Origin of the sequence: Pseudomonas sp. MWU13-2517, assembly GCF_023242545.1 — a bacterium.
Lineage (GTDB): Bacteria > Pseudomonadota > Gammaproteobacteria > Pseudomonadales > Pseudomonadaceae > Aquipseudomonas.
Genome location: NZ_JALMFA010000001.1, coordinates 91,880 through 117,604, shown reverse-complemented (window position 1 = coordinate 117,604; position 25,725 = coordinate 91,880). Strand labels below are relative to the sequence as shown.

The 25,725-nt window shown below is 60.6% G+C and carries 23 protein-coding genes and 1 pseudogene; 7 read left to right on the top strand and 17 right to left on the bottom strand.

Annotation, left to right across the window (positions count from 1 at the left end):
* The first annotated feature begins 16 nt into the window (after positions 1-16).
* On the top strand, positions 17-394 hold the full coding sequence (locus M5B97_RS00490; protein ID WP_123718411.1) for a response regulator: 378 nt from the start codon (positions 17-19) through the stop codon (positions 392-394).
* A gap of 115 nt (positions 395-509) precedes the next feature.
* Here the strand turns inward: M5B97_RS00490 and M5B97_RS00485 are convergent.
* The 4 genes and pseudogenes from M5B97_RS00485 to M5B97_RS00470 all read right to left on the bottom strand — a co-directional run bounded on the left by M5B97_RS00485 (position 510) and on the right by M5B97_RS00470 (position 5,855).
* Positions 510-2,192: pseudogene (locus M5B97_RS00485) on the bottom strand (ATP-binding protein).
* Positions 2,189-3,691 (bottom strand): ATPase domain-containing protein, encoded by a 1,503-nt coding sequence (locus tag M5B97_RS00480; RefSeq protein ID WP_248730375.1) that lies wholly within the window; start codon positions 3,689-3,691, stop codon positions 2,189-2,191. The pseudogene M5B97_RS00485 and the gene M5B97_RS00480 overlap by 4 nt, the downstream one beginning before the upstream one ends.
* A gap of 143 nt (positions 3,692-3,834) precedes the next feature.
* The gene (locus M5B97_RS00475) at positions 3,835-4,893 is read right to left on the bottom strand and encodes a tetratricopeptide repeat protein (protein ID WP_248730374.1); all 1,059 of its coding nucleotides are present in this window, start codon (positions 4,891-4,893) and stop codon (positions 3,835-3,837) included.
* A gap of 68 nt (positions 4,894-4,961) precedes the next feature.
* Positions 4,962-5,855 (bottom strand): bestrophin family protein, encoded by an 894-nt coding sequence (locus tag M5B97_RS00470; protein WP_248730373.1) that lies wholly within the window; start codon positions 5,853-5,855, stop codon positions 4,962-4,964.
* 202 nt (positions 5,856-6,057) lie between these two features.
* Here M5B97_RS00470 and M5B97_RS00465 point away from each other — a divergent pair, with 202 nt between their 5' ends.
* From M5B97_RS00465 to M5B97_RS00450, 4 genes are read left to right on the top strand one after another with little or no spacing between them, the layout of a single operon-like run.
* The gene (locus M5B97_RS00465) at positions 6,058-6,825 is read left to right on the top strand and encodes an SDR family NAD(P)-dependent oxidoreductase (protein ID WP_123718406.1); all 768 of its coding nucleotides are present in this window, start codon (positions 6,058-6,060) and stop codon (positions 6,823-6,825) included.
* Positions 6,826-6,836: 11 nt separating this feature from the next.
* Positions 6,837-8,021 carry an acetyl-CoA C-acyltransferase gene (locus tag M5B97_RS00460; RefSeq protein ID WP_248730372.1) on the top strand — a complete coding sequence of 395 codons (1,185 nt, stop codon included), beginning with the start codon at positions 6,837-6,839 and terminating at the stop codon, positions 8,019-8,021.
* A 9-nt stretch (positions 8,022-8,030) separates the two neighbouring features.
* Positions 8,031-9,158: an acyl-CoA dehydrogenase gene (locus M5B97_RS00455; protein ID WP_134657260.1), complete on the top strand. Its 1,128-nt coding sequence runs from the start codon at positions 8,031-8,033 to the stop codon at positions 9,156-9,158.
* Positions 9,159-9,169: 11 nt separating this feature from the next.
* Positions 9,170-9,943 carry an enoyl-CoA hydratase gene (locus M5B97_RS00450; RefSeq protein ID WP_134657259.1) on the top strand — a complete coding sequence of 258 codons (774 nt, stop codon included), beginning with the start codon at positions 9,170-9,172 and terminating at the stop codon, positions 9,941-9,943.
* A 75-nt stretch (positions 9,944-10,018) separates the two neighbouring features.
* Here the strand turns inward: M5B97_RS00450 and M5B97_RS00445 are convergent, their stop codons facing one another.
* The 12 genes from M5B97_RS00445 to arnC all read right to left on the bottom strand — a co-directional run bounded on the left by M5B97_RS00445 (position 10,019) and on the right by arnC (position 23,100).
* A complete protein-coding gene (locus M5B97_RS00445) occupies positions 10,019-11,170 on the bottom strand; it encodes an acyl-CoA dehydrogenase family protein (RefSeq protein ID WP_134657258.1) in 1,152 nt (383 codons plus the stop codon).
* Positions 11,171-11,173: 3 nt separating this feature from the next.
* The gene (locus tag M5B97_RS00440; RefSeq protein WP_248730371.1) at positions 11,174-12,277 is read right to left on the bottom strand and encodes an enoyl-CoA hydratase/isomerase family protein; all 1,104 of its coding nucleotides are present in this window, start codon (positions 12,275-12,277) and stop codon (positions 11,174-11,176) included.
* Positions 12,278-12,408: 131 nt separating this feature from the next.
* A complete protein-coding gene (locus M5B97_RS00435; protein ID WP_248730370.1) occupies positions 12,409-13,119 on the bottom strand; it encodes an HPP family protein in 711 nt (236 codons plus the stop codon).
* A 166-nt stretch (positions 13,120-13,285) separates the two neighbouring features.
* Positions 13,286-13,474, bottom strand: a complete 189-nt coding sequence (locus M5B97_RS00430) for a hypothetical protein (RefSeq protein ID WP_256657084.1) — start codon at positions 13,472-13,474, stop codon at positions 13,286-13,288.
* A gap of 311 nt (positions 13,475-13,785) precedes the next feature.
* Positions 13,786-15,408, bottom strand: coding sequence for a glycosyltransferase family 39 protein (locus M5B97_RS00425; RefSeq protein ID WP_248730369.1), 1,623 nt, complete (start codon positions 15,406-15,408; stop codon positions 13,786-13,788).
* A 3-nt stretch (positions 15,409-15,411) separates the two neighbouring features.
* Positions 15,412-16,791: a UDP-glucose/GDP-mannose dehydrogenase family protein gene (locus tag M5B97_RS00420; protein WP_123718397.1), complete on the bottom strand. Its 1,380-nt coding sequence runs from the start codon at positions 16,789-16,791 to the stop codon at positions 15,412-15,414.
* On the bottom strand, positions 16,788-17,201 hold the full coding sequence (gene arnF, locus M5B97_RS00415) for a 4-amino-4-deoxy-L-arabinose-phosphoundecaprenol flippase subunit ArnF (protein ID WP_248730368.1): 414 nt from the start codon (positions 17,199-17,201) through the stop codon (positions 16,788-16,790). Before arnF ends, M5B97_RS00420 begins: the two co-directional genes overlap by 4 nt.
* Positions 17,198-17,545 (bottom strand): 4-amino-4-deoxy-L-arabinose-phosphoundecaprenol flippase subunit ArnE, encoded by a 348-nt coding sequence (gene arnE / locus M5B97_RS00410; RefSeq protein WP_248730367.1) that lies wholly within the window; start codon positions 17,543-17,545, stop codon positions 17,198-17,200. Before arnE ends, arnF begins: the two co-directional genes overlap by 4 nt.
* Entirely contained in the window at positions 17,542-19,197 is a 1,656-nt protein-coding gene (gene arnT / locus M5B97_RS00405) for a lipid IV(A) 4-amino-4-deoxy-L-arabinosyltransferase (RefSeq protein ID WP_248730366.1), read from the bottom strand. The genes arnE and arnT overlap by 4 nt, the downstream gene beginning before the upstream one ends.
* Positions 19,194-20,078 carry a 4-deoxy-4-formamido-L-arabinose-phosphoundecaprenol deformylase gene (gene arnD / locus M5B97_RS00400; RefSeq protein ID WP_123718393.1) on the bottom strand — a complete coding sequence of 295 codons (885 nt, stop codon included), beginning with the start codon at positions 20,076-20,078 and terminating at the stop codon, positions 19,194-19,196. The genes arnT and arnD overlap by 4 nt, the downstream gene beginning before the upstream one ends.
* Positions 20,078-22,069 carry a bifunctional UDP-4-amino-4-deoxy-L-arabinose formyltransferase/UDP-glucuronic acid oxidase ArnA gene (arnA, locus tag M5B97_RS00395; protein ID WP_123718392.1) on the bottom strand — a complete coding sequence of 664 codons (1,992 nt, stop codon included), beginning with the start codon at positions 22,067-22,069 and terminating at the stop codon, positions 20,078-20,080. The genes arnD and arnA overlap by 1 nt, the downstream gene beginning before the upstream one ends.
* Positions 22,066-23,100, bottom strand: coding sequence for an undecaprenyl-phosphate 4-deoxy-4-formamido-L-arabinose transferase (arnC, locus tag M5B97_RS00390; protein ID WP_161548040.1), 1,035 nt, complete (start codon positions 23,098-23,100; stop codon positions 22,066-22,068). The genes arnA and arnC overlap by 4 nt, the downstream gene beginning before the upstream one ends.
* Positions 23,101-23,548: 448 nt before the next feature.
* Here arnC and M5B97_RS00385 point away from each other — a divergent pair, with 448 nt between their 5' ends.
* Entirely contained in the window at positions 23,549-24,364 is an 816-nt protein-coding gene (locus tag M5B97_RS00385) for a M949_RS01915 family surface polysaccharide biosynthesis protein (RefSeq protein ID WP_248730365.1), read from the top strand.
* A gap of 114 nt (positions 24,365-24,478) precedes the next feature.
* Positions 24,479-25,393: a tyrosine-type recombinase/integrase gene (locus M5B97_RS00380; protein ID WP_123718389.1), complete on the top strand. Its 915-nt coding sequence runs from the start codon at positions 24,479-24,481 to the stop codon at positions 25,391-25,393.
* Between the two features lie 6 nt (positions 25,394-25,399).
* Here M5B97_RS00380 and M5B97_RS00375 read toward each other — a convergent pair whose 3' ends face one another.
* Positions 25,400-25,663, bottom strand: coding sequence for a DUF2790 domain-containing protein (locus M5B97_RS00375; RefSeq protein WP_248730364.1), 264 nt, complete (start codon positions 25,661-25,663; stop codon positions 25,400-25,402).
* Positions 25,664-25,725 lie beyond the last annotated feature (62 nt).

Sequence of the window (25,725 nt, the reverse complement as noted above, 5' to 3'; positions counted from 1 at the left end):
CGGACAAAGGCTTCCCATGAGTGAAGATGCGCAAGATGTCGTTCTGATCGTCGAGGACGACGAATCCATTATGTTCGTACTGGGTGAATACCTGGGCGGGCTGGGCTATCGGGTCTTGAAAGCGACCGATGGCGAGCAGGCTTTCGAGATCCTCGCGACCAAGCCGCACCTGGACCTGATGGTGACCGATTACCGACTGCCGGGCGGGATTTCCGGGGTGCAGATCGCCGAGCCCGCCATCAAGCTGCGCCCTGAGCTGAAAGTGATCTTTATCAGCGGCTACCCGCAGGAAATACGCGACTGCAACAGCCCGATCACGCGTAACGCACCGATCCTGGCCAAGCCGTTCGACCTCGATACCCTGCAGGAACACATCCAGCAGTTGCTGGCTTGATAAAAGGGTACGTCGCGTAGACCCCATCCTGTTTCCAGGCAGGAGCCGCCTCACAACCAGCCCCAATAAGCGCTGCCCGTGATGACCGTCCTGTCGTCGCGGGCTCAGCCGCGACTTACTCCTGGGGCCGAATGTTGATCATCTCGCGCACCTTCGCCGTCAGCATGTCGAACGTGAACGGCTTGGTGATCAATTGCATCCCGGGATCGAGAAACCCGCCACGCACCGCCGCATGCTCGGCATACCCGGTAATGAACAGCACCTTGAGCCCCGGCCTGATCTGTCGACCGATCTCGGCCAACTGCCGGCCGTTCATGCCCGGTAAACCGACGTCGCTGATCATCAAGTCGATGCGTTGGTCCGACTCAATGATCGGCAGGACACTGGGGGCATCCCCCGCTTCAACAAAGGCGTAGCCCAGTTCTTTGAGCACCGTGCTGACCAGCACACGTACGGCCGGGTCGTCCTCGACAATCAATACGGTTTCTTCCGCGCCGGCAACCGGCAGCAGAGCAGGGTCGGATGCCTCGGCCTGAGTGATTTCACCGAGGAATCGGGGCAGGAACAAACTCACGGTCGTGCCTTTATCCACCTCGCTGTGAATCGTCACATGGCCGTGGGATTGGCGGGCAAAACCGTAAATCATCGACAAACCCAGGCCGGTGCCCTGGCCGATGGGTTTGGTCGTGAAAAACGGGTCAAACACCCGGTTAATCAGGCCCTCCGGGATACCACAGCCCGTGTCGCTGACGCTCAACTCCACATAGTCACCGGGTTCCAAGGTGCCGTATGCGGCGGTAAACACGCTGTCGAGGTGGCGATTGGTGGTTTCCACCACTAGCCTGCCGCCCGCTGGCATGGCATCCCGCGCATTGATCACCAGGTTGAGCAGGGCACTTTCCAATTGGTTGGGGTCGGCTTCCGCGGTCCACAAGTCGGCGGACAGGCGCATGTCCAGGACGATGCTTTCGTTAATGCTGCGTTTAAGTAACTCCCCCATCGAACTCACCAACTGGTTGATGTCGACGGGTTTGGCGTCCAGCGATTGGCGGCGGGAAAAGGCCAGCAGGCGGTGAGTCAGGCTGGCCGCGCGGTTGGCTGAGGTGACACCCAGATCGATCAGGCTGTCGAGGTCATCCAGCTTGCCCCGGGAAACGCGCCTGCGCAGCATCTCGAGGCTGCCGATGATGCCGGTGAGCATGTTGTTGAAGTCGTGGGCGATACCGCCCGTCAATTGGCCCACCGCTTCCATTTTTTGCGACTGCCGCAGGGCGTCTTCGTTATGGCGCAACTGAGCCGTGCGCTCTTCCACTTGCTGTTCGAGGGACTCCAGGGTGATTTGCAGGCGCCGCTCGCTCGCACTCAACTCGATCAGCCGGTCGCGCGCCTCATATTACCGTCGCCGGCCGCGCAAGGCTGCGCTGACCAGGCTGATCAAGGTCACCGGATGGAAAGGCCGTTCCAGGAACGTCACGTTGCCCAACAGCGCACTCAAGTGCGCTGAGCCATTGCGCTCGGTGCCGCCGTGGCGGGTCATCAGCACAATGGGTAAATCGGACCAGGACGGTTGCTGGGCGAGATAGTCGACCAATGGGTCCAGCTCGACCCCGCGCAGCGCTTCGGCGGCGATAATCAACAGCCCGGCGCCTTGCTCCAATTCCTCGCACAGGGCGCCCAGGCTGCCGGCAATAATGCCGCCGTAGTTGGCCTCGTTGAGCATCTGCAAGGCCAATGCACTATCCCGACCCAGTGGCGCCAGAATGATCGCGCGCTCTGAGACCGGTGAAGAATCTGTCACTGGCCCTTATCCTCAAGCAGCGGACCGGCTGTGCCGACATAAGTGGGGATACCACGCAGCACGCCCTGGAAATTGTCCAAGGGGGCGCCAATAGTCATGCCCTCTTTGCTGATGCGGTACTCGCGGATGGTCGACTCATGGGCGCCGGTCCTTTTCTTGATGACCGAGATAGCACGACGAACCCTGCCGATGGCTTCGAAGTAACGCAGCAAAATAACGGTATCGGCCAGGTAGGTAATATCCACCGGCGCCTGCATGTCCCCGACCAGGCCGTGTTGTGCGACGGTCATGAACGTTGCCGCGCCTCGACGATTGAGGTACAGCAACAACTCGTGCATGTGCAGGATCAGCGCGTTCTCTTCCGGCATTGCTGCTTCGTAGCCGTTCAGACTGTCGATCACCACCGTTTTGATGCCACGTTCGTCCACGCAACGCCGTACGCGATGGGAGAACTCGCCAGGCGTGAGTTCAGCGGCGTCCACCTGCTCAATCAACAGATTGCCGGTGGCTTGCAGCGCTTCAAGGTCAATGTCCAACTGCCGCATGCGTTCGAACAGCAGCCCCAGCTCCTCATCGAAGATAAACAGCGCCGCCTTCTCGCCCCGGGCCACCGCCGCCGTGGCGAAAACAAATGAGATCAGCGATTTGCCCGTGCCGGAGGGGCCGAGAATCAGGGTGCTTGAGCCGGTTTCAATACCACCGCCCAGCAATGCATCGAGTTCTTTGATGTTGCTGGTCAAGGTTTGACGTACATAACCGGCGCGGTGCTCGGCAGCGATCAGCCTGGGGAATACATGCACACCGTCCTGCAGGATGGTGAAATCATGAAAACCGCCGCGATACTTCTGCCCACGGTATTTAATCACCCGGACGCGTCGGCGTTCGGCACCATAGTTCGGGTTGAGTTCTTCCAGGCGGATAACCCCGTGGGCCACGCTGTGCACGGTTTTGTCCAATGCCTCGGTGGTCAGGTCGTCGAGCAGCAAGACCGTAGTGTCAAAGTGCACGAAGTAATGTTTGATCGCCAGAATCTGTCGGCGATAGCGCAGCGAGCTTTGAGCCAGCAGGCGGATCTCCGACAGGCTGTCGATCACCACCCGCGAGGGTTTGACGCGCTCGACCACCTCGAAGATCTGCCGCGTAGCCTCGCCCAGTTCAAGGTCCGAGGAGTACAGCAGGCTCTGCTGTTGTTCGGCATTGAGCAGGCTTTCCGGCGGCGTCAGTTCGAAGATATGGATATTGTCATCCAGCTGCCAACCATGGGATTCGGCACCCTGGCGCAATTCACGCTCGGTTTCGGAAAGGGTGATATACAGCGAACGCTCGCCTTGTTTTGCACCGGCCTGCAGGAACTGCAGTGCAACGGTGGTTTTTCCTGTGCCCGGTTCACCTTCCAGCAGGAACAGGTGGCTGCGCGAAAGACCGCCGGCGAGAATGTCATCAAGACCTTCGATGCCAGTGGCCGCCTTTTCACTGAACAGCGCGTTGGATGTAGACAAGGATTGCCCTCAGGTCACGTACAAGTAAGTGCGCGCTGCTTTGAGCGTGCGATATTTACTTGACCGTCGCGGGCCTGTGGCGGTTCAACGGTTTGAAGTATTTGTGGACGTAGTCGCTGTTTTTACACATTTTTGTTGCCAGGTCAGAGGCCTTGCTGTAGCGCCGGATCGTCCGGGTTCTGCTGTTCGAGCTGTGCCAGCAGCACCTGGACGTTTTGCAACTGGCCACTTTCCTTCCAGTAGTTGACCAGCAACACCCGCGCCTTACGGTTGGCGGGGTGACGCTGAACGATCTCCTCCAACTGTCGCTGGGCCGCCTCGAGTTCCTCCTGGGCGTGCAGGGTGGTGGCCAGGTCGTAGCGGTAATCCTGATTGTCCGGTTCTAGCTCCACCGCCTTGGATAAGCCGAGCAGGGCATAAGGGCGCTCACCATGGTGCAACAGCCACATGCCCAGGGCGTGTTGCAAGTAGGCTGACTCCGGGTGCTCGGCCAATTGTCGCGCCAGCAACTGGCGGGACTCATCGGTTTTGCCTTGCTTGTCCAGCAACTCGATCTGCGCCACCACGGCTTGCAGATTGTCCGGCTGCAGGCGCATGGCCTGTTCCAGGGCATTCTGCGCTTCCGGCAGCAGGGCGCTGTGGATGTACAGACGCGCCAGTTGAATCCAGGCTTCGGCCGTTTCGGGCTGAGTCTTGAGGTGTTTCACGAATTCGTCGAGCACTTGCTGCAGTGGGCCGAAGTACAGGCCCAGGGTGTCCGGCGACAGGCCGAGCAAGGCGTTCGCGGCGGCAAAACGTACGCTCTGTTCCGGGTCTTCGAGTACCGGGCCCAGCAGCAATGTGCGCTGGCCGGTGGGCACCAGACCGACGATGCTGTGAATCGCCGCTTCGCGTACCAGCGGCGATTCATTGGCCAGGTCCTTGTCGGCGAGCTTCAGCGCCTGGGGGCTGGGGTAGTTGGGCAGTTCGACGTGCAGGGCGGCACGGCGTTCGGGTGAGAGGTCGGGGCGCCCCAATTGTTGGTACAACACGCGCGCGGCCCCGGGTTCACCGTTGTGCGCCTGTTTCAGCGCTTTGCCATAGCCATGGGCAATCGCAGGCGGCACGGCGACCTGAGTGGTGCGGGAGAAATACCAGGTGATCGACACAATCAACAACAGGGCGCACAGGCCGACGATGGAGTAACGGCGTGACTTTGACATGCAGGCGTCCGGGCAGCTATTGCAAAGCCATCAGCTTCGGTCAGACCAAGGCGGGTGTCAAACCCGCATCAGGTCAACACATAGTCAACCGGCTCCAGGGCCGGCGGTAAGTCGGTTTCGCCCAGCGCGGCAAGGATCTCGCGCTCCAGGGTGCGTACGAGCGCATTGCACGGCAGGTCGTTTTCGTCGAAGCCAAAAGGATCTTCGAGGTCGTCACCGATTTCATCGAGGCCGAAGAAGGTGTAGCTGACGATGGCAGTGAACACCGGTGTGAGCCATCCCAGCGGTTCGGCCATGGCGAACGGCAGCAGAATGCAGAAGAGGTAGATGGTGCGGTGCAACAACAGCGTGTAAGGGAAGGGCAGCGGTGTGTGTTTGATCCGCTCGCAGGATGCCTGGACCTGGCTCAACCCGACCAGGCGTGTCTCCAACTGGGTGTAGCGCCAGTCGCTGATCACGCCACGCCGGGCCAGCTCGGAAAAACCTGAGCCGAGGCTTTGCAGCACGCTGTCGGGAGCGTTGGGGTGGTTGGCGTCCACACGCATCCAGGGCTGTATCGCCTGGGCTTCATCTTCACGACGCAAACGCGCCACAAGCCCATGGGCAAAACCACACGCGCCACGCAAGAGGTCGGCCCGCTCCGGCCTGTCACCCAGCACCTGGGTTTCGCGGATCAGCGAGCGCACCTCAATGATCATTTGCCCAAGCTGCTTGCGGCCTTCCCACCAACGGTCATAGCAGGCGTTGTTGCGAAAGCTCATGAAGATCGACAGCGATAGCCCCAGCAGCGTGAAGGGCGTGGCATTGACCTTGGAGAAGTACGCGGGGTGCAGGGTTTCCACCAGCACGATCACGGAGGCCAGCAGGGTCACCAACAGGCTGCGCAGAGCAATGCGCTTGGCAATCGAGCCTTTGAGGGAAAACAGGATACCCAGCAGATTGGGTTTGGAACGCACGATCATCGCGGCAAGACTTCTTCGGCGGCGCAGGCGCTCAGGTTAGAAGCCGCGCGCAAAGACGTCCAATCACTTGGGCCGACCGGCTGATCAGCGGGATCAATCATTGGCCAAACCAGTCAGCTAGGTTGATGGCTTTGACCATTGCTGCTGCGCGGCTCTGGAGTGACTATTCCGGGGTCGCTTGATCCACTTTAAGGAAGCAATAATGCAGATTGAAAACAAGGTATTCCTGGTCAGTGGCGGCGCCTCGGGACTCGGTGCGGCCACCGCTGAGATGCTGGTCGCGGCCGGCGCCAAGGTGATGCTGGTCGACCTGAACGCCGATGCAGTCGCCGCCAAGGCCCGACAACTGGGGGATAACGCCCGTTGCGCCGTGGCGGATATCAGCCAGGAAGACGCTGCTCAATCCGCCGTGCAGGCTGCCGTCGCAGCGTTTGGCCAGTTGCATGGGCTGGTGAACTGCGCCGGCGTGGTTCGCGGCGAGAAAATCCTCGGCAAGAACGGCCCCCACGGGTTGGCCAGTTTTGCCCAGGTGATCAACGTCAACCTGATCGGCAGCTTCAACCTGCTGCGCCTGGCTGCTGCGGCCATGGCTGAAACCGAGGCGAATGCCGAGGGTGAGCGCGGGGTGATCATCAACACGGCCTCGGTGGCCGCCTTTGACGGGCAGATCGGCCAGGCGGCGTATTCTGCCTCCAAAGGCGCCATCGCCAGCCTGACCTTGCCCGCCGCCCGCGAGTTGGCACGCTTCGGCATTCGGGTCATGACCATTGCCCCGGGTATTTTCGAAACCCCCATGATGGCCGGCATGACCCCGGAAGTCCGCGACTCCCTGGCCGCCGGCGTGCCATTCCCGCCGCGCCTGGGCAAACCGGCCGAATACGCGGCCCTGGTACGTCACATCATTGAAAACAGCATGCTCAACGGCGAGGTGATCCGTCTCGACGGTGCCTTGCGCATGGCTGCCAAGTAAGGAGTATTCCCATGACTGATCCGATTGTCATTGTCAGTGCCGTGCGTACGCCCATGGGCGGTTTCCAGGGCGACCTCAAAGGCCTGACCGCGCCACAACTGGGCAGCGCCGCAATTCGAGCCGCCGTCGAGCGTGCCGGGATTGCCAGCGATGCAGTGGATGAAGTGCTGTTCGGCTGCGTGCTGCCGGCCGGTCTCGGCCAGGCACCCGCGCGCCAGGCCGCGCTGGGGGCCGGGTTGGACAAGGCCACCCGCTGCACCACCCTCAACAAAATGTGCGGCTCGGGCATGGAAGCAACCATTCTCGCCCACGATTCGCTGGTGGCCGGCAGCGTCGATGTAGTAATCGCTGGCGGCATGGAAAGCATGTCCAACGCGCCCTACCTGCTGGACCGTGCACGCAGTGGCTACCGCATGGGGCACGGCAAGGTGCTCGACCACATGTTCCTCGATGGCCTGGAAGACGCGTATGACAAAGGCCGTCTGATGGGCACCTTTGCCGAGGACTGCGCCGAGCACAACGGTTTTACCCGGGAAACCCAGGATGCCTTTGCCATCGCCTCGCTGACCCGTGCCCAGGAAGCGATCACCCGTGGCAACTTCGTCGCCGAGATCGTCCCGGTGCAGGTCACCGTGGGCAAAGAACAGAAAACCATCCTGCATGACGAACAACCGCCCAAAGCCAAACTGGACAAGATTTCCAGCCTGAAACCGGCGTTCCGCGAGGGCGGCACGGTCACGGCAGCCAACTCCAGTTCGATTTCCGATGGCGCGGCGGCCTTGCTGCTGATGCGTCAGTCCGAAGCCCACAAGCGTGGCCTCAAGCCGCTGGCCGTGATTCATGGGCATGCGGCGTTTGCCGATGAGCCGGGATTGTTTCCAGTGGCGCCGGTGGGGGCTATTCGCAAGCTGATGAGCAAGACCGGTTGGAACCTGGCGGATGTCGACCTGTTCGAGATCAACGAAGCCTTTGCGGTGGTCAGCCTGGTCACCATGAGTCAGCTGGAAATCCCCCACAGCAAGGTCAACATCCACGGCGGCGCCTGCGCCCTGGGGCACCCGATCGGCGCGTCCGGCGCGCGGATCCTGGTGACCCTGCTCTCGGCGCTGCGCCAGAACGGGCTCAAGCGCGGTGTTGCCGCCATCTGTATCGGCGGTGGTGAAGCCACGGCCATGGCCGTCGAATGCCTGATGTGAGGACGCTATATGCTGCCCAATGAAGAACACGTACAAATCAGCGACGCGGCCCGGCAATTTGCCCAGGAACGCTTGAAACCCTTCGCCGCCGAGTGGGACCGCGAACACCGTTTTCCCAAGCAGGCCATCGGCGAAATGGCCGAGCTGGGGTTTTTCGGCATGCTGGTGCCGGAGCAGTGGGGCGGTTGCGACACGGGCTACCTCGCTTATGCGATGGCCCTGGAAGAAATTGCCGCCGGTGACGGTGCCTGCTCGACCATCATGAGCGTGCACAACTCGGTGGGCTGCGTGCCGATTCTCACGTTCGGCAACGACCAGCAGAAAGAGCAATTCCTCAAACCGCTGGCCAGCGGCGCCATGCTCGGCGCCTTCGCATTGACCGAACCCCAGGCCGGCTCCGACGCCAGCAGCCTGAAAACCCGCGCGCGCCTTGAAGGCGATCATTACGTGCTCAACGGCTGCAAACAGTTCATTACCTCCGGGCAGAACGCCGGCATCGTGATCGTGTTTGCGGTCACCGACCCGGCCGCCGGTAAGCGCGGGATCAGCGCATTCATCGTGCCGACCGATTCACCGGGCTACACGGTCGCGCGGGTCGAAGACAAACTCGGCCAGCACGCCTCCGACACCTGCCAGATCCTGTTCGAAGACGTGAAGGTTCCGGTGGGCAACCGTCTGGGCGAGGAGGGCGAAGGCTACAAGATCGCCCTGGCCAACCTCGAAGGTGGCCGGGTGGGCATCGCCTCGCAATCGGTGGGCATGGCCCGTGCTGCGTTTGAAGCGGCACGCGACTATGCGCGTGAACGCGAAAGCTTTGGCAAAGCGCTGATTGAGCATCAGGCCGTGGCGTTCCGTCTGGCCGACATGGCCACGCAAATCGCTGTGGCCCGGCAGATGGTGCATTACGCCGCCGCCCTGCGCGACAGTGGCAAGCCGGCGTTGGTGGAAGCTTCCATGGCCAAGCTGTTTGCCTCGGAAATGGCCGAAAAAGTCTGCTCGGCCGCCTTGCAAACCTTGGGCGGTTACGGTTACCTGAGCGACTTCCCCCTGGAGCGGATCTACCGCGATGTGCGGGTCTGCCAGATCTACGAAGGCACCAGCGATATTCAACGCATGGTCATCTCACGCAATCTTTAAGGAGCCGATACATGAGTTACGAAACCCTCTTGCTCGAAACCCAGGGCCGCGTCGGGCTGATTACCCTCAATCGCCCGCAAGCCCTGAACGCCTTGAACGCGCAGCTGGTCCGCGAATTGAACCAGGCGCTGGATGGCCTGGAAGCCGACCCGAACATTGGTTGCATCGTGTTGACCGGTTCGAAAAAAGCCTTCGCCGCCGGTGCCGATATCAAGGAAATGGCCGAGCTGACCTACCCGCAGATCTACCTGGACGACCTGTTCAGCGACAGCGACCGCGTGGCCAACCGCCGCAAGCCGATCATCGCCGCGGTTAACGGCTTCGCCCTCGGCGGCGGCTGCGAGCTGGCGTTGATGTGCGACTTTATCCTCGCCGGTGACGGCGCCAAGTTCGGCCAACCGGAAATCAACCTCGGCGTGCTGCCCGGCATGGGCGGCACTCAGCGCCTGACCCGTGCGGTGGGTAAGGCCAAGGCAATGGAAATGTGCCTGACCGGACGTTTCATCGATGCCGTCGAAGCGGAGCGTTGCGGGATCGTGGCACGTGTGGTGCCGGCCGATGAGCTGTTGGAAGAAGCACTGAAAGTAGCGGCGCTGATTGCCGGCAAATCGGTGCCGATCAGCATGATGGTCAAGGAAAGTGTGAACCGTGCGTTTGAAGTGAGCCTGTCCGAAGGCGTGCGCTTCGAGCGCCGCGTCTTCCATGCGGCGTTCGCGACGCAGGATCAGAAGGAAGGCATGGCCGCGTTTGTGGGCAAGCGTGCGCCGGAGTTCAAGGACAAGTAATACGGTTTTCCCTGAGGAAACCCTAGCGAAGTGTGGGAGCGGGCAAGCCCGTTCCCACTGTTTTGTGTGTGTCGGTTAGAGCAGGTAGTTCTTCAGTTCCCGTGCAATCACCATCCGCTGAATCTCGCTGGTGCCTTCATAAATCTGCGTGATCCGCGCATCCCGGTAGTAACGCTCCACCGGGTAATCTTCTAGATAGCCATACCCGCCGTGTATCTGCATCGCCGAGGAGCAGACCTTTTCCGCCATTTCCGAGGCAAACAGCTTGGCTTGCGAGGCTTCCGACAGACAGGGCCTGCCGGCACTGCGCAGGCGTGCGGCATGCAGGATCAGCAAGCGAGCGGCATTGAGTTGGGTCTGCATATCGGCCAGCAGGTTGGCCACGCTCTGGTGCTCGATGATCGCTTTGTTGAATTGCACACGATCGCGGGCATAGGCCAGCGCCGCCTCAAATGCGGCACGGGCGATACCTAGGGCTTGGGCGGCAATACCGATACGGCCGCCTTCGAGATTGGACAGCGCAATGGCCAGGCCCTTACCGCGCTCACCCAGCAGGTTGGCCTCGGGCACGGTGCACTGGTTGAGCGTCACGGCACAGGTGTCCGAGGCGCGAATGCCCATCTTGTGCTCGGTGCGGTCGACGACAAAGCCGGGCGTATCGGTGGGCACCAGGAACGCCGAAATACCTTTCTTGCCCAGGTCCGGGTCGGTCACTGCAAAGACAATGGCCAACTGGGCACGCTTGCCATTGCTGACAAACTGCTTGGCGCCGGTGATCACCCACTGACCGTCGCGCAATTCAGCACGGGTGCGCAGGTTATGGGCTTCGGAACCGGCCTGCGGCTCGGTCAGGCAGAAGCAGCCAATCGCCTGGCCGCTGGCAAGGGCAGGCAGCCACGTCTGTTTCTGTGCTTGTGTGCCGAAGTTGAGGATTGGCCCGCAACCCACTGAATTATGGATACTCATCAGTGCGCCCGTGGCGCCATCGCCGGCGGAGATTTCCTCCACCGCCAGGGCATAGGCGACGTAGTCGACATAGGTGCCGCCCCATTCTTCCGGGACCACCATGCCCAGCAGGCCCAATTCGCCCATCTTCGCCACCAGCGTGTCGTCGATCCAGCCGGCTTTCTCCCATGCCTGCGCATGCGGGGCGATTTCACCACGGGCGAAGTCGCGGGCCATGTCGCGGATCATCACTTGTTCTTCAGTGTATTCAAGATCTTGCATGGCTTATCTCGCAACTTGCATGAAGTGGTGGAAAAAGCTCTCGACGTGGCGGCTGTCCAGGTCGTGGAGTGTCGCAGGGTTCCAGCGAGGGGCCTTGTCTTTGTCGATGATCAGGGCGCGCACGCCTTCGATCAGGTCGCCTCGTTCGAACCACTGTCGATCCAGGTGCAACTCCAGTGCAAAGCACTGTTCCAGCGGCAGATGACGACCACGGCGCAGCATTTGCAGGGTGACGGCCATCGCCAGCGGCGAACGGGTTTGCATCAGGTTGGCGGTGGTCAGCGCCCACTCGTGGCTATCGGCGACGGTCACGGCTTGCAGTTGCTCGACAATGCTGGGTATGTCCGGCAATGCGAAAAAATGGTCGATGGCGGGGCGCAAGGCCGCCAGTGGCGGATCGGGCAATTGCTGTACCGCGAGCTTGGCAAGTACGCCTTGCAGATCCTTGAGCGGGGAGTCGTGCCATTTCAGGTTATCGAGCTGCTGGTCCAGTTCGGCCAGCCTGGCGCTGTCGAGGTGCCAGTCGGCCAAGCCGCAATACAGGGCGTCGGCTGCGCGGATCTGGATCCCGGTGACGCCGAGGTAAACCCCCAGTTCACCGGGAATACGCGACAGGAAATAGCTGCCACCCACGTCCGGGAAGTAACCGATGGCCACCTCGGGCATCGCCAGGCGGCTGCGTTCGGTGACTACGCGCAGGTCCGCGCCTTGCACCAGGCCCATGCCGCCGCCCAGGACGTAGCCGTCCATAAGCGCGAGCACGGGTTTGCGGTAGCGGTGGATAGCCAGGTCGAGGGCGTATTCCTCGACGAAGAAGTCTTCGTGCAGGGTGTCGCCGCTCTTGAAGCTGTCATACAGGGAGCGGATGTCGCCCCCGGCGCAGAAAGCTTTTTCGCCCGCACCGCGCAGTACCACGGCGAATACCTGCGGGTCATCGGCCCATGCCTGCAATTGCGACGTCAGGCGCCGCACCATGTTCAGGGTAATGGCATTCAAGCCTTCGGGGCGATTGAGGGTGAGGTGACCAATGTGGTTGCGGACCTCGATCACTACCTCCTCCTGAAGACCATCAGCGCTGCATGCTTCGGATGAAACCTGAGCAGTCATCTCTAACTCCCTGCTTTTATTGTTCTTTATCAAGATATTCGCGGGCGAATCATCTCGTGATCGTACCAGTGCAAATTTGCCCAGTACAACCCGGAATCCTGCAGGTCGTTTTTGCATTTATGCAGCAGCGATCACCCCGGGCGATTGGCGAGGACTTCGCCGATACTGCGCCGTCGTGCATGGCTCTGGGCCGCGTGAATCAGTTGTTCGAGCTCAGTGGGTTCAACGTCGTAAAACTGCTCCATTTCGGCCAGGGCGAGCTTCAGGTCTGCCGCGCTGATCATGGGGTCGATCACTTGGGCAGCGCTGCTCGCCACCGCTATGGGCGACTCGGCCAACCCTTTGGGATAACGCGTACGGGTGGCATTGTTGTAGGCCAGTGCGCACGCCAGCAGCGCGCCCGCGCCGAGCAAGACGGCCCCCAGTTCCTGCCAGCCGAGGGCGATGGAGGCCGGGTCAGCCAGTACCAGCGTCATCGCCAGGCCACCGGCGGGTGGGTGCAGGCAACGCAGCCAGCAGATCAGCACAACGGTCATGCCCGCCGCGAGGCAGGCACTGCCCAACGTACGCCCCAATACGCGGGCCACCAGTAGCGCTACGACAGCGGCACACAGGTAACTGCCGATGATTGACCATGGCTGGGCCAGCGCCCCCGACGATACGGCAAACAACAGCACGGCGGAGGCGCCCAGCGGCCCCAGCAGATGCAAGGCGACTTCCATGCCAAACACCTGGGCGCACATCCACACGCTGAGCAGCGTGCCCAAGGCCATGCCGATAGCGGCGCGACTCCATTCAGCGGGTCGGGTATTGATTGCAGCGGGTAACCAGCGAGCGAGCATTTAAAATGGGTCCGTAAACAGCGGGCGAAAAAAAAGGCCTGCCTGGTTTTCAGGAAAAGCCTTCGGAACGTTCCAGAACGTGGGGGGAGGAACCTGCGCAGTTTGCCTGCCTTGATACAATGACGCCAATGCATATTGATGAAGGTTGAGTGCAGAATTAATGCAGTCAAAGCACCTCGTCGTAACGGATCGAGGGCGCTTTGTACCCGGCCGGGGTACCGGTGCCGCCCAACACGCGGCGGTAAGCTTCTTCGTTGAACAAGCGCTTTTGCAGGTCCTCCCGCAACACCGGGTCGTCGGCCAACGGCCCTTTCAACGCCACCAGCGCATCACGCAGCCCCATCAGCCGGTCCAGCCTCGGTACCGGTATATGCAATAGATCCTCTCGCACGGCATTGCCCTCTCATTGAGTACGCCACTGTGTGTCGAGTGGCCTACAGCGTCCTTGTTGTTATACCGGGCGTTAAGACCCGTCTGCCGGGATGGCGGGGTAGTAGATAGTTATGCACTTGGCAAGCGAGTCTACATTTGGGACCCAGCCGCCGGAAGGGACAGTGCCCCGGCCGTTACGCAAAGCACCGTAGGTGTTTTCTTGGTGGGCATAATGAAAAACGCCCACTCCTCAGGGAGTGGGCGTTGTTTCTTACGGGACCTTTGGAAACGTCATCAAGGCGGCGACGTTTTTGCCAGATGCAGCAGCACATAGGGGTTCTTGTCGAATGCCCCAATGAAGGTCGGTGTGATCGAGCGCAGGCGTGGTTCCGTCAAGCTTTCGAAGTCCGCCTGGCTCATCACTAACCAGGCGGGTGCCTGGATCAATGCCAGTTCCGCAGGCAGCTGGGTAAACAACGGCACCTTGTCACAATCAAAGTTGACCATGAACTTGATGGCCTTGGCGTCTTTACCCAAGCCATGCAATACCAGCGGAGCCGGCTGCTCCAGGATCCGGGCTTTGGCCGCAAGGGTGAAGCTGCGCGTGTCATAGAGCGAACGCTCCAATGGCTCGACCACCACAATGTAGGTCGTCCAAATGGCCAGCACCGCAGCCAGCGCCGGACCGAACGGACGCAGGCGAGCCTTGGCCAACGTCACCAGTGCCAACACCTGGAGCACACCCAGTACCGTGAAGATCGGGCCCAGGCTGTCCAGCTCCGCCGGGTAACGCTTGCGTGCAACCACCAGGCCGATGGCCAACAGCGCCGGCAACAGCGTCCAGATGCCCAGCATCAAACCGCGCAACCCGGCGAAGAGTCGTCCTTGAGTCACCTGGAAAGGGTACGCGGCGATGATGGCCGCCATCGGCAACATCGGCAGGATATAACGTGCTTTTTTGGCTTGCGGTACCGACAGCCCGAGCATTACCAGCAAACCTGCCGCCGCGCAGTAGAGCACCAGCTTCAACGCCGGGTCAGGAGCTCGACGACCTCCGGCCACGATGGCCAACAGCACCAGCAGCGCTACCGGGTAAGCCAGCGCGTAGTTGCCCATGGAACTGGTGAAGTAATACAGCACGCCGCTGGAACCTTCGGTGCCATCCATGCGGCCGAGGAACTGCATGCGAATGACGTCCTGCATGAACACTTCGCCGCCGCTGAGCTTGGCCAGCAGCAACAACAGCCCCACACAGGCGCCTAGCAGTGCCAGTGCGAACAGGCCAAAGCTGAACAGTTGCCGCCATTGGCGGTTGATCAGGTAATAGCTGCACAGCACGCCGGTAGGGATCACCAGGCCGATCGGCCCGCGAATGGCAAAACCGAGGATCAGCAGCGGAAACACCCAATACAGGCGTTTCGCGGCGCCGAAATGGTCATGGGCGTACCCCAGGTAGAACACCGCCAGTGCGACAGCGGCGAGCATCTGGTCCAGGGAGACCGCACGGGTTTCGCTGATAAACGTGCTGCTGAGCAGCAACATTGCAATGCTCAGCACACCCCATCGCGTGGAGTAGGGGGCTGTCAGACGAAACACCAGGATGACAATCAATGCCGAGGCGACGGCCGTCGGCAGCCATGCGCTGAGGCTGGTGACCTGGCCCAGCGGCAAGGACAACAGCCAGGTCAGCAGGGTCGAGGTCGCCAGGTAATCGGCATACGGCTGGCCGTAGGTCGTGGGGAAAAAGCTCGGCCCATGGCGCAGCATTTCCTGGGCAAACACTACAAAGCGCGAGTCGAAACCGATGATCGCCTGGTGCCAATTGCCGGCGAGGAACAGCACCAGTGCCAAGAGCCCAAGCCCCAGCGACTGGTAACGGATCGTTGCATTCAGCAGGGGCGGTTGAGCTTTGTTCACGTATCAGCCTTCCTTGGCCTGTGGGACCCAGTTTTGCTGGGGAATCGGCAACTCGCAGGAGTCACCCCGGCCCATTGGGAAATATTTGAAGCCTTTGCGGGCCAGGCGCTCACCGTCGTACAGGTTGCGACCGTCGAAAATCACCGGGTTTTTCAGGCGCTGCTGGATCAGATCGAAGTCCGGCGCCTTGAACTGCTGCCATTCGGTGCAGACGATCAGGGCCTCGGCGCCGCTCAAGGCGGATTCCGGGGTACCCAGGAGGGTCAGGCGTGATTCATCGCCATAAATGCGCTGGGTTTCCTGCATGGCTTCCGGGTCGAATGCTCGCACATTGGCGCCGGCGGCCCAGAGGGCTTCCATCAGTACGCGGCTTGGAGCATCGCGCATGTCATCGGTGTTGGGCTTGAACGCCAGGCCCCACAACGCGAAGGTCTTGCCCTTCAGTTCGCCCTTGAAGTAAGCGTTGATACGCTCGAACAGCTTGCTCTTCTGGCGCTGGTTGATGGCTTCCACCGCTTCAAGCAGGTCGCTGGAGCAGTTGGCTTCCTTGGCGCTGTGGATCAGGGCGCGCATATCCTTGGGGAAGCACGAACCGCCGTAGCCGCAGCCCGGGTAGATGAAGTGGTAACCAATGCGCGAGTCGGCACCAATCCCCAAACGCACCGCTTCGATGTCGGCGCCCAGGTGTTCGGCCAGTTCGGCGATCTGGTTGATGAAGCTGATCTTGGTGGCCAGCATGCAGTTGGCGGCGTACTTGGTCAGTTCGGCGCTGCGCAGGTCCATGAAGATGATGCGGTCGTGGTTGCGGTTGAACGGCGCGTACAGGTCGCGCATCACTTCACGCACTTCTTCGCGTTCGCAGCCAATGATGATGCGGTCCGGGCGGCGGCAGTCGGCAACGGCCGAGCCTTCCTTGAGGAATTCCGGGTTGGAGACGATATCGAACTCCAGGTGGCGGCCGGCAATGCGCAGGTTCTTCTCGATATGCGCGCGCAGCGTGTCGCCGGTGCCGACCGGCACAGTGGACTTCTCCACCAGGATCACCGGCTCCACACGATGGCGGGAAACCGCGTCGCCTACCGACAGTACATATTTCAGGTCAGCCGAACCGTCTTCGTCCGAAGGCGTGCCTACGGCGATGAACAGCACTTCACCGTGTTCAACGGCCAGTTTTTCATCATAGGTAAAGTGCAGGCGGCCGCTTTCCAGGTTTTCCTTGACCATGGCTGCCAGGCCCGGTTCAAAGATCGTCACGTGGCCTTTCTGGAGCGATTCGACCTTGCTCTTGTCAACGTCCATGCAGATGACATCGTGACCGACTTCGGCCAAAACGGTGGCTTGCACCAGACCGACGTAACCACTACCAAATACACTGATTTTCATGAGGCATTCCTGGGACTTATGCTGCTAGCACGACGAGAGTTGATGACCAGTACACCGAGGATGACCAACGCCACCCCCAGGGTTTTTGAAAGCGAAAAATGTTCGTTGAACACCGGCAGGCTGGCGGCCAATAAGTACACCAGTGCATAACTGATACTGAGCAACGAATAGGCGCGGCCCAAGGGCAGGTCTTTGAGTGCCCCGAGCCAGCAGAGCATCGATAGCGCGTAGGCGATGATCGCCAGGATCACCACACCCAGGGCGCCAAGGTCGATAGCGTTGTGGTTGAAGGCAGCCAGCCATTCAGTGGGCAGCGGCAGGCGTGTCATGCTCCAGCGCATGCCCAACTGGGCAGCGCTGACCAGGCCGACGCTCCCCAGGGCCAGGGCAAAACCACGCGCCTGGCTCATACCTGGCGCCCCAGCAATACAACGCCGGCGATGACCAGCGCGACCCCCAGCCAGTGACGGCCATCGATATGTTCGTGAAACACAAAGTGAGCCATCAGCGTGACCAGAACGAAGTTCAGGCTGAGCATGGGGTAGGCGATACCGACTTCCAGGCGTTGCAGAACCAGCAGCCACACCAGCAAACCCAGGCCCAGGCAAAACAGCGCCGACCACAACCACGGTGAGCGCAGTTTCAGTGCCCAACCCTCTGGCTGATCGCGCCAGCTTTCGACGGCAAACTTTTGCGAGACCTGGCCCATGCAGGTGAGCAGACAGGCGCTCAGCAATAGAAGCAGTGTGATCATTGCGGGACCTGAGGGAAGATCATGATCATGATATTGCCTTGTTCGTAGCGCTTGCCGTCTTTGGGCAGCAGCTCGACTTCGGCGACTTCGTCTTCACCCTTGACCCGCATTACCACGCCCACGGCGCCTTGCTTGCGCGCATCACTCATCCATTGCTGGACTTGGGTGGGGTCGATCTTGCGATAGGCGGTGTCCGGGTAGGCAAGGCCGTATTTCACTTCACCCACCGTGTTGTAGAGGGTGACTTGCGGGCGGGCCAGGCGCCAGGACAAGGCCGAGGCCGCGCCCAGGTCATTGCTCAGCAATGCGGTGGTCGGTTGCAGTTCCTGCAGGTGATCGATGATGAACTGGTCCGGCGTCTTGTTGTAAACCACCGAATGCGGCAACGCAGCCGGGACCAGCGCCACCAGCAGCCAGCTGCCGACGACGGGGGCAGCCCACAGCGTCAAAGGCCGTACGGCTTGCAACAGGTTCACGACGATCCAACCGAACAGGAAGGTAAACACCAGCACCAGGCTGAGGGTTTCCTGCCCGGGTTCATACACCGGTTTTTTCAATTGGAACCAGCTGATCGCCAGCAAGGCCACAAAACCGATGACCAGGTTCAACCCACCGTTGATGCGCAATGCACGCGCCTTGCCTGCGGCAAGTTTGTCGCTCAGGGTCGACCCCATCAACAGCGCCAGCGGTAACAGGCACGGCATGATGTAGGACGGCAGCTTGCCCTTGGCCAGGCTGAAGAATGCCAGGGGCATCAACAGCCACAACAGCAGGAATGCAGTCTTTGGCAGGCGCTTTTCCACCCAGGCCTGTTTGACCGTGGACGGCAGCAGGGCGATCCAGGGCAGCGAGAACGCGACCATCAAGGGCAGGTAATACCAGAACGGTTCTGCATGTTGCGCATCTTCACCGGCAAAACGCTGGATATGTTCATGCCAGAAGAAGAAGCTCCAGTAGTCGGGCTCCTGCAGATGCACGGCCAATGCCCACGGCACGCTGACGGCAATGGCCACGACCACGGCCACGACGCCGTAACCCAGCAATTGGCCCATGCGTTTCTGCCAAATGGCGTAGGGCAGGGCGATCAGCACCGGCAGTAACCACGCCAGGAAGCCCTTGGTCATGAAGCCCATGCCGCAGGCGACACCGAGCAAGGCCCAGGCCCCCATGCGGCCAGCGCGAGTGGTGCTGTCGAAGCAGAACCAGAGCGCAGCGCCTGTCAGGTTGACCCAGAAGGTGAACTGCGGGTCCAGGTTGGCATAACCGCCGAGCAGAGCCACGCTGACGAAGCTCATGTACAGCACGGTGCTGACCAGGCTTTTCTGCGGGTCGTTCCACAGCCGACGCGAGACCAGATACACCAGCAGGATGCTCAGCCCGGTACTCAAGGCTGAAGCAAAACGCACGCCGAACAGGTTCTGACCGAAAATCGCCTGGCCCAGCGCGATCATCCAGTAACCGGCGGCAGGTTTTTCGAAGTAGCGAATGCCCATGAAGTGCGGCGAAGCCCATTTGCCGGTCAGCAGCATTTCCTGGCTGATCTGTGCATAGCGGGTTTCATCGGGAATCCACAGGCCGTGGGTGGCCAGCGGTAACAGGTAAAACACGCCAAACGCCAACAGGAGCAGGGGCAATGCCCAGCGCCGGATCATGCCTGCTGCACTCCGAGCCAGCCTTCTCGGCCGCTCAACGCACCGCGCACCAGGTGTTGCTGGGGCAGGGTGGTCACATCCGCAGGCAACAGGTCGCCCAGAGGTTTGAAGTCGATGCCGCGCTGCTCGGCTTGGGCGAGCAACTGGCGGAAATCATCAGCCATCAGAATCCCTTCTACCTCTGCATGGATCGTGTAGACATTCAGTTTCGACGGGGAAAACCGGTCAAGAATGAAACTGTTGAAATCTTTGGCAGCCACTACCGGCCCGACGACTTCGTCGAAGGTCGGCAGGTCTACCGGAATTTGTGGGGTGCCCGCGCTGCCATCGGCCAAGGTCGGTCGAAACAGGCTGGTGCCCCGGCAATCGCTGTTGTAGCGGAAGTTGAAGCTTTGTTTGGCTTGCACCACGCGTTCATCGGCACGCCAGCCGGCAGCCGCTGAACAATCGACGCGCTCGCCCAGGATGTCGCTCAGGGTATCGACGCCACGGCGGATCTGTTCGACCAGCTGTGCATCGCTCCAACGCCCGGTATTGGCCTGCCAGCCGTGGTGATCCCACGCATGCAGGCCGACTTCATGGCCGGCGGCCTTGGCCTGGCGCATCAGATGCCCCAGGTCACGCCCGATCGGCTTGCCCGGCCAGGCGGTGCCGGCGAGCAGGATATCCCAGCCATACAACCCGGCAGCATTGGAGCGCAGCATCTTCCACAGGAATTGCGGACGGATGAGGCGCCACAAGTGGCGCCCCATGTTGTCCGGTCCAACGCTGAAGAAGAACGTCGCTTTTACCCCGGCTTCATCCAGGGATTCGAGCAACCGCGGCACACCTTCACGGGTGCCACGGTAGGTGTCGACGTCAATGCGAAGACCTGCCTGCATTACTTTTTGTCCGCGATTTCGAGCATGGCTTCACGCAGGAAGAAGTCCAGGGTGTTGCCGATGGTTTCGCTCATTTCCACGGTCGGCTCCCAGTTCAGCAGGCGCTTGGCGTTTTCGATGCTTGGCTTGCGGTGTGCCACGTCCTGGTAACCGGTACCGTAGAACGCCTTGCTCTCTACGTCGCGGAAACCGGCGAACGGGGGGAAGTTGCCACGCAGCGGGTGAGCTTCGAACTGACGCAGCAGCTCTTCGCCCAACTGACGGATGCTGGCTTCGTTTTCCGGGTTGCCGATGTTGACGATCTGGCCGTCGCAGACACCATTTTCGTTATCAATGATGCGTGCCAGGGCTTCGATGCCGTCAGCGATGTCAGTGAAGCAACGCTTCTGCTCGCCACCGTCGAACAGACGGATCGGGGTGCCTTCCACCAGGTTCAGGATCAGCTGGGTGATGGCACGGGAGCTGCCGATACGGGCCGAGTCCAGGCGGTCCAGGCGCGGGCCCATCCAGTTGAACGGACGGAACAGGGTGAACTTCAGGCCTTTGTCGCCGTAGGCCCAGATCACGCGGTCCAGCAGTTGCTTGGAGACCGAGTAGATCCAGCGCTGCTTGTTGACCGGACCTACCACAAGGTTCGAGGTGTCTTCGTCGAAGTACTGGTCCTGGCACATGCCATAGACTTCGGAGGTCGACGGGAAGATCACGCGCTTGTTGTACTTGACGCAGTAGCGAACCAGTTTCAGGTTCTCTTCGAAGTCCAGTTCGAATACGCGCAGCGGGTTGCGGGTGTATTCGATCGGCGTGGCGATGGCCACCAGCGGCAGTACCACGTCGCACTTCTTGATGTGGTATTCGATCCACTCGGAGTGAATGCTGATGTCACCTTCCACATAGTGGAAGTTCGGGTGGCTGCGCAGGCGCTCGATGGCGTCGGAACCGATGTCCAGGCCGTAGATTTCGTAACGGTCGTCACGCAGCAGGCGCTCGGACAGGTGGTTACCGATGAAACCGTTCACACCCAGGATCAGAACGCGGGTACGGCGTGGCTTGCGGCCGGACTCGGCGCCGCGCAGCACGGAACCGTCCACCAGGCCCAATTCGTCAGCCAGGGAAGGGCCGGCCAGGTACAGGCCGTTTTCGTTGCGCTGGCCGAACTTGACCACCAGGGAGTCTTCACCACAGGCGATGCGCAGCGGGTTGACGCTGATCACACGGCCTGGCGCCAGGCCTTCATTGCCCTTGACCACGTCGGCTTGCCAAACGATCAGTTTGTGCTCGCCCACGGCACAGAAGGCGCCCGGATAAGGTTGAGTGACGGCGCGAACCAGGTTGAACAGTTCTTCAGCCGGCTTTTTCCAGTCCAGCTTGCCATCGGCAGCGGTGCGGCGGCCGAAGTAGGTGGCCTGGCTTTCGTCCTGGGCGGTTTCGGTCAATTTGCCCTGGGCCAGTTGTGGCAGGGCGTCGCGCAGCAGGTTGGTGGCCGCTTCACGCAGTTTGGCGTGCAGGGTCAGGCCTGTATCGGTGCGGTCGATGACGACTTTCTGCTGAGCCAGGATCGCGCCGGCATCGGCGCGCTTGACCATGCGGTGCAGGGTCACGCCGGTTTCGGTTTCGCCGTTTACCAGCACCCAGTTGGCCGGGGCGCGGCCACGGTATTTAGGCAGCAGCGAACCGTGCAGGTTGAACGCGCCTTTGCTGGCGGTGGCCAGCAGCGGCTCGCTCAGCAGGTTGCGGTAGTAGAAGGAAAAGATGAAGTCCGGGTTCAGCTTGGCGATGCGCTCGATCCACAGAGGGTGGTTGGCGTCTTCCGGAGCGTGTACCGGAATGCCATTGCGTGCGCAGAGCTGGGCGACGGAACCGTAGAAATTGTTTTCCTTGGGGTCGTCGGCATGGGTGAACACGGCAGCAATGTCATAGCCGGCGGTCAGCAGGGCTTCAATGCCTGCACAGCCAATATCGTGGTAAGCGAAGACAACAGCTTTTGAATTCATGACGAAACCTGATCGGAAGGAGAAGTGGAAGTGTGAGAAGTTGCCAGGCCGTCGACCACGACGACCGGAGCAGGTGCTGCGGGTTGGTTGCGCAACACTTTTTCGATAAAGAACCGTGGGCGGGCACGGACGTCACTGTACATGCGTCCCAGGTATTCGCCCAAGAGGCCCATGCCGATGAATTGACCACCGGTGAACACGAACAGCACGGCGAACAGCACGAACATGCCTGAACCGGCCCATTCGGCACCGAACACCAGGCGCAGGAAGATCAACGCGAAGGCAAACAGCATACCCAGTGCCGCCAGGCTGAAGCCGACGATGGACAGCAGGCGCAACGGCGTGGTGGTCATGCAGGTCAGCAGGTCGAACATCAGGCTGATCAAGCGCATGGCGCTGTATTTTGACTCGCCATGCTCACGCTCGGCGTGGTGCACCAGGATTTCCGTGGTGTGGCGGGCAAAGCCGTTGGCCAGGATCGGGATGAAGGTGCTGCGCTCGCGGCAGGCCAGCATCGCGTCGACGATGGTGCGGCGATAGGCGCGCAGCATGCAGCCGTAGTCGGTCATGGCCACGCCGGTGGAGCGTTGCACGGCCAGATTGATCAGGCGCGAAGGCCAGCGGCGGAAGGCCGAGTCCTGGCGGTTGTTGCGCACGGTCGCGACCACGTCGTAGCCGAGGGCGGCCTGCTCTACCAGGCGCGGGATTTCTTCCGGCGGGTTCTGCAGGTCGGCGTCGAGGGTAATCACCACATCGCCACGGCACTGCTCGAAGCCGGCCATGATTGCCGCGTGCTGGCCGTAGTTACGGTTGAGGATTACCGCAACCACGTTGCTGCCGTCTTCAGCGGCGGCGTCTTCCAGCAATTGGGCCGAACTGTCACGACTACCGTCATCCACCAGGATGATTTCGTATTTATAGGCCAGTTGCTTGCAAGCTGCCGTCGTGCGACGCAGCAATTCAGGCAAGCTGTCTTCTTCGTTGTAGACCGGGATAACGATCGACACGAGATCAATAGGGTAGGGTTTCAAAGATTCAAGACCTCGGGGCTAGAGCAATTGGAGCGTGAAAACAGCAGTAATCCGGACTGATGCACAGCGGGCAGATTAGACGTAGCGTGGGGTTGCGGCATTCATTTGACTTTCCTGAAGACGGGCGCGAGTTTCTTCCATGAGCTAGCAGAGTAAAGACGAAATATATGAAAGGTAAAGCCGAATCAACAGGTTAGTCGGGAAAAACGCGGTTTTTTCTCAAGTCCTGCGCCAAGGTTAAGCGGAAAAATGTTCAACGAATATGAAAGGCATATGAAAAACTCGTTTTTTTCACAAATAGACAGCCATGGTTCAGCTAAGTAGCTGACAGGCCAAGGGATAGGTTCCCAAGGCAATCGCTTGGCGATTTTAACCGACATTCAAGAATCTTCTCTGCATTGGCCCTCAAGTGCCGGTAAAGTAAGCCATCTCTTGCCAGGGTACTCGGATGAATAGCGTGCAGCTCTTTAGCGGCCGGTTGCGGCCCGCCTTGATGGGATCATTGATGGGGTTATTGATGAGCGTGGCCGGTGTCACAACCGTGCGCGCCGACGACGGCGTCACGCTTACCACGATCGACCAGGCGCCGGAAGGCGTCGAGGTCCGTGGCAAACAGGTCGCCGCTTATACCTGGGACGACCGTCAGGGTAAAAACCTGCTGGTACTCGCCGAACAGGTCAGCGAGCGGGACGATGACGGTACTCAGTCGGCCTTTGTCTACGCCGCCCAGTATTTGCTGGACGGCAGCCACCCCAAACGGGTCTGGATGCTCTACGACGATGTACAGCATTGCGAGTTCGATGCCGGACTGCGGTTTGACATGGCTGCGACCAAAGTCACCGACCTGGCGGGTGACGGCGTCACCCAGGCCACGGTGGGCTATTCGCGTACCTGCACCAGCGATGTCAGCCCCCGTGAATTCAAGCTGATCATGCATGCGGGTAAATCCCGCAAATACCGTTTGCGCGGCGTCGATCGCGTGGGCGCGAGCTGGTGGGACGAGGAGGCCGGTGCGCTGCGCGGCATGCCGCTGCCCAAGGATTGCAGCGTCGCCGCACAACAGGCGCTGGTGAGCCAATACAAGGAGCAGGGCACCGAACTGCCGCTGCCGGGCTGTTACAGCGACGAGAAGGACTTCGACAAGGCGCCGGACAGTTACCTGGCATTCATGCGCCAGCATTGGTTTGCCCTGATGCAGGCCCAAGATGCCGATTGGAGCCAGTCACAGACCCAACCCCAGGACCCGGTCGAGGACGAACAATAGCCGTGCTTTTGTGCCAGGGCTGATCCTGCGTTAGACTCAGCCCTTGCCAATTCACTAAATACCTTTATCAATCAATTGGTTGCTAGAGGTATTTAATTCAAAGGCTAAACTGTTTTGACTGAGTCTATCCGCAACCCGTTGACCCTCTACCTCACCCGCCTGGCCCCCTCCAGCCAATTGACCATGCGTTACGTGCTGCAGGATGCCGCCGACCGTCTCGGTTTCGAAGATATCAACCTCGAAGAGATTGACTGGCACCTGCTGCAACCGGAACACGTGATCGCCCTGGTCGCGGCATTGCGCGAGGACGGCTATGCGCCGAACACCTCATCGCTGTATGTGAATGCAGTGCGGGGGGTGATGAACGAAGCCTGGCGCATGAGCTTGATCAGCCAGGACCACCTACTCAAGATGCGCTCGGTCAAGGCCGCATCCGGCACGCGCCTGGGCCAGGGCCGCAACCTGCGCCGTACGCTGATCCGCGAACTGATGGAAGTCTGCGCCGCCGACCCTCGCCCCCAGGGCCTGCGTGACGCCGCGGTCATCGGCATTCTGTATGGCTCAGGCATGCGTAAGTCGGAATCGGTCAACCTTGATCTGGCCCAGGTTGATTTCGGCGAACGTAGCTTGCGCGTGACCGGCAAAGGCAATAAGGAACTCATCAAGTACGCGCCGGACTGGGCCTTCGCCAAGTTGCAAGCGTGGCTGGCGTTTCGGCGCGAGCAACTCAAGGAAGGGGAAGAGGACGATGCATTTCTGTTCAACCGCATTCGCCGGGGCAGCCATATCACCCGGGAGCGCATTACCAAACATGCGATTTATTACATCGCCCGCCAGCGGGGCGAGCAGGTGGGTGTGAAGATCATGCCCCATGATTTCAGGCGATCCTTCATTACCCGTGTGATTGAAGAACATGACCTGTCGATCGCACAGAAACTGGCGCACCACACCAATATCCAGACCACGGCCAGTTATGACATGCGCGACGACAACGAACGGCGCCGGGCAGTGGATCGCTTCGATCTGTAGTTCGGGTCAACTGTGGGGGCAGGCGTCACCGACGCGAATGTAGTCCAGTTCATGGCGCACACCCTGGTTATCGACGTAGACCACATGCCCCTTGATCGGGCCGCAAGGGGTTGTCGCCGCGCGCGTGCTGCGCACGGCCTTGGCGATATCCAGATCCTGCCAATAATCGTCGGCCTGGTTGACCGGCGTGTTGACGCTCGGGCCGGGTTCACCCTGGGCAGCGGCGAAGGTGCTGAACAGGCTCAGCACGGCAATCAGCAAGTAACGCATGGCGACCTCCAACCCCATCGGGAGTGGTTTGACTAGGTCGCCATTCTATAAACCCTGGTCCC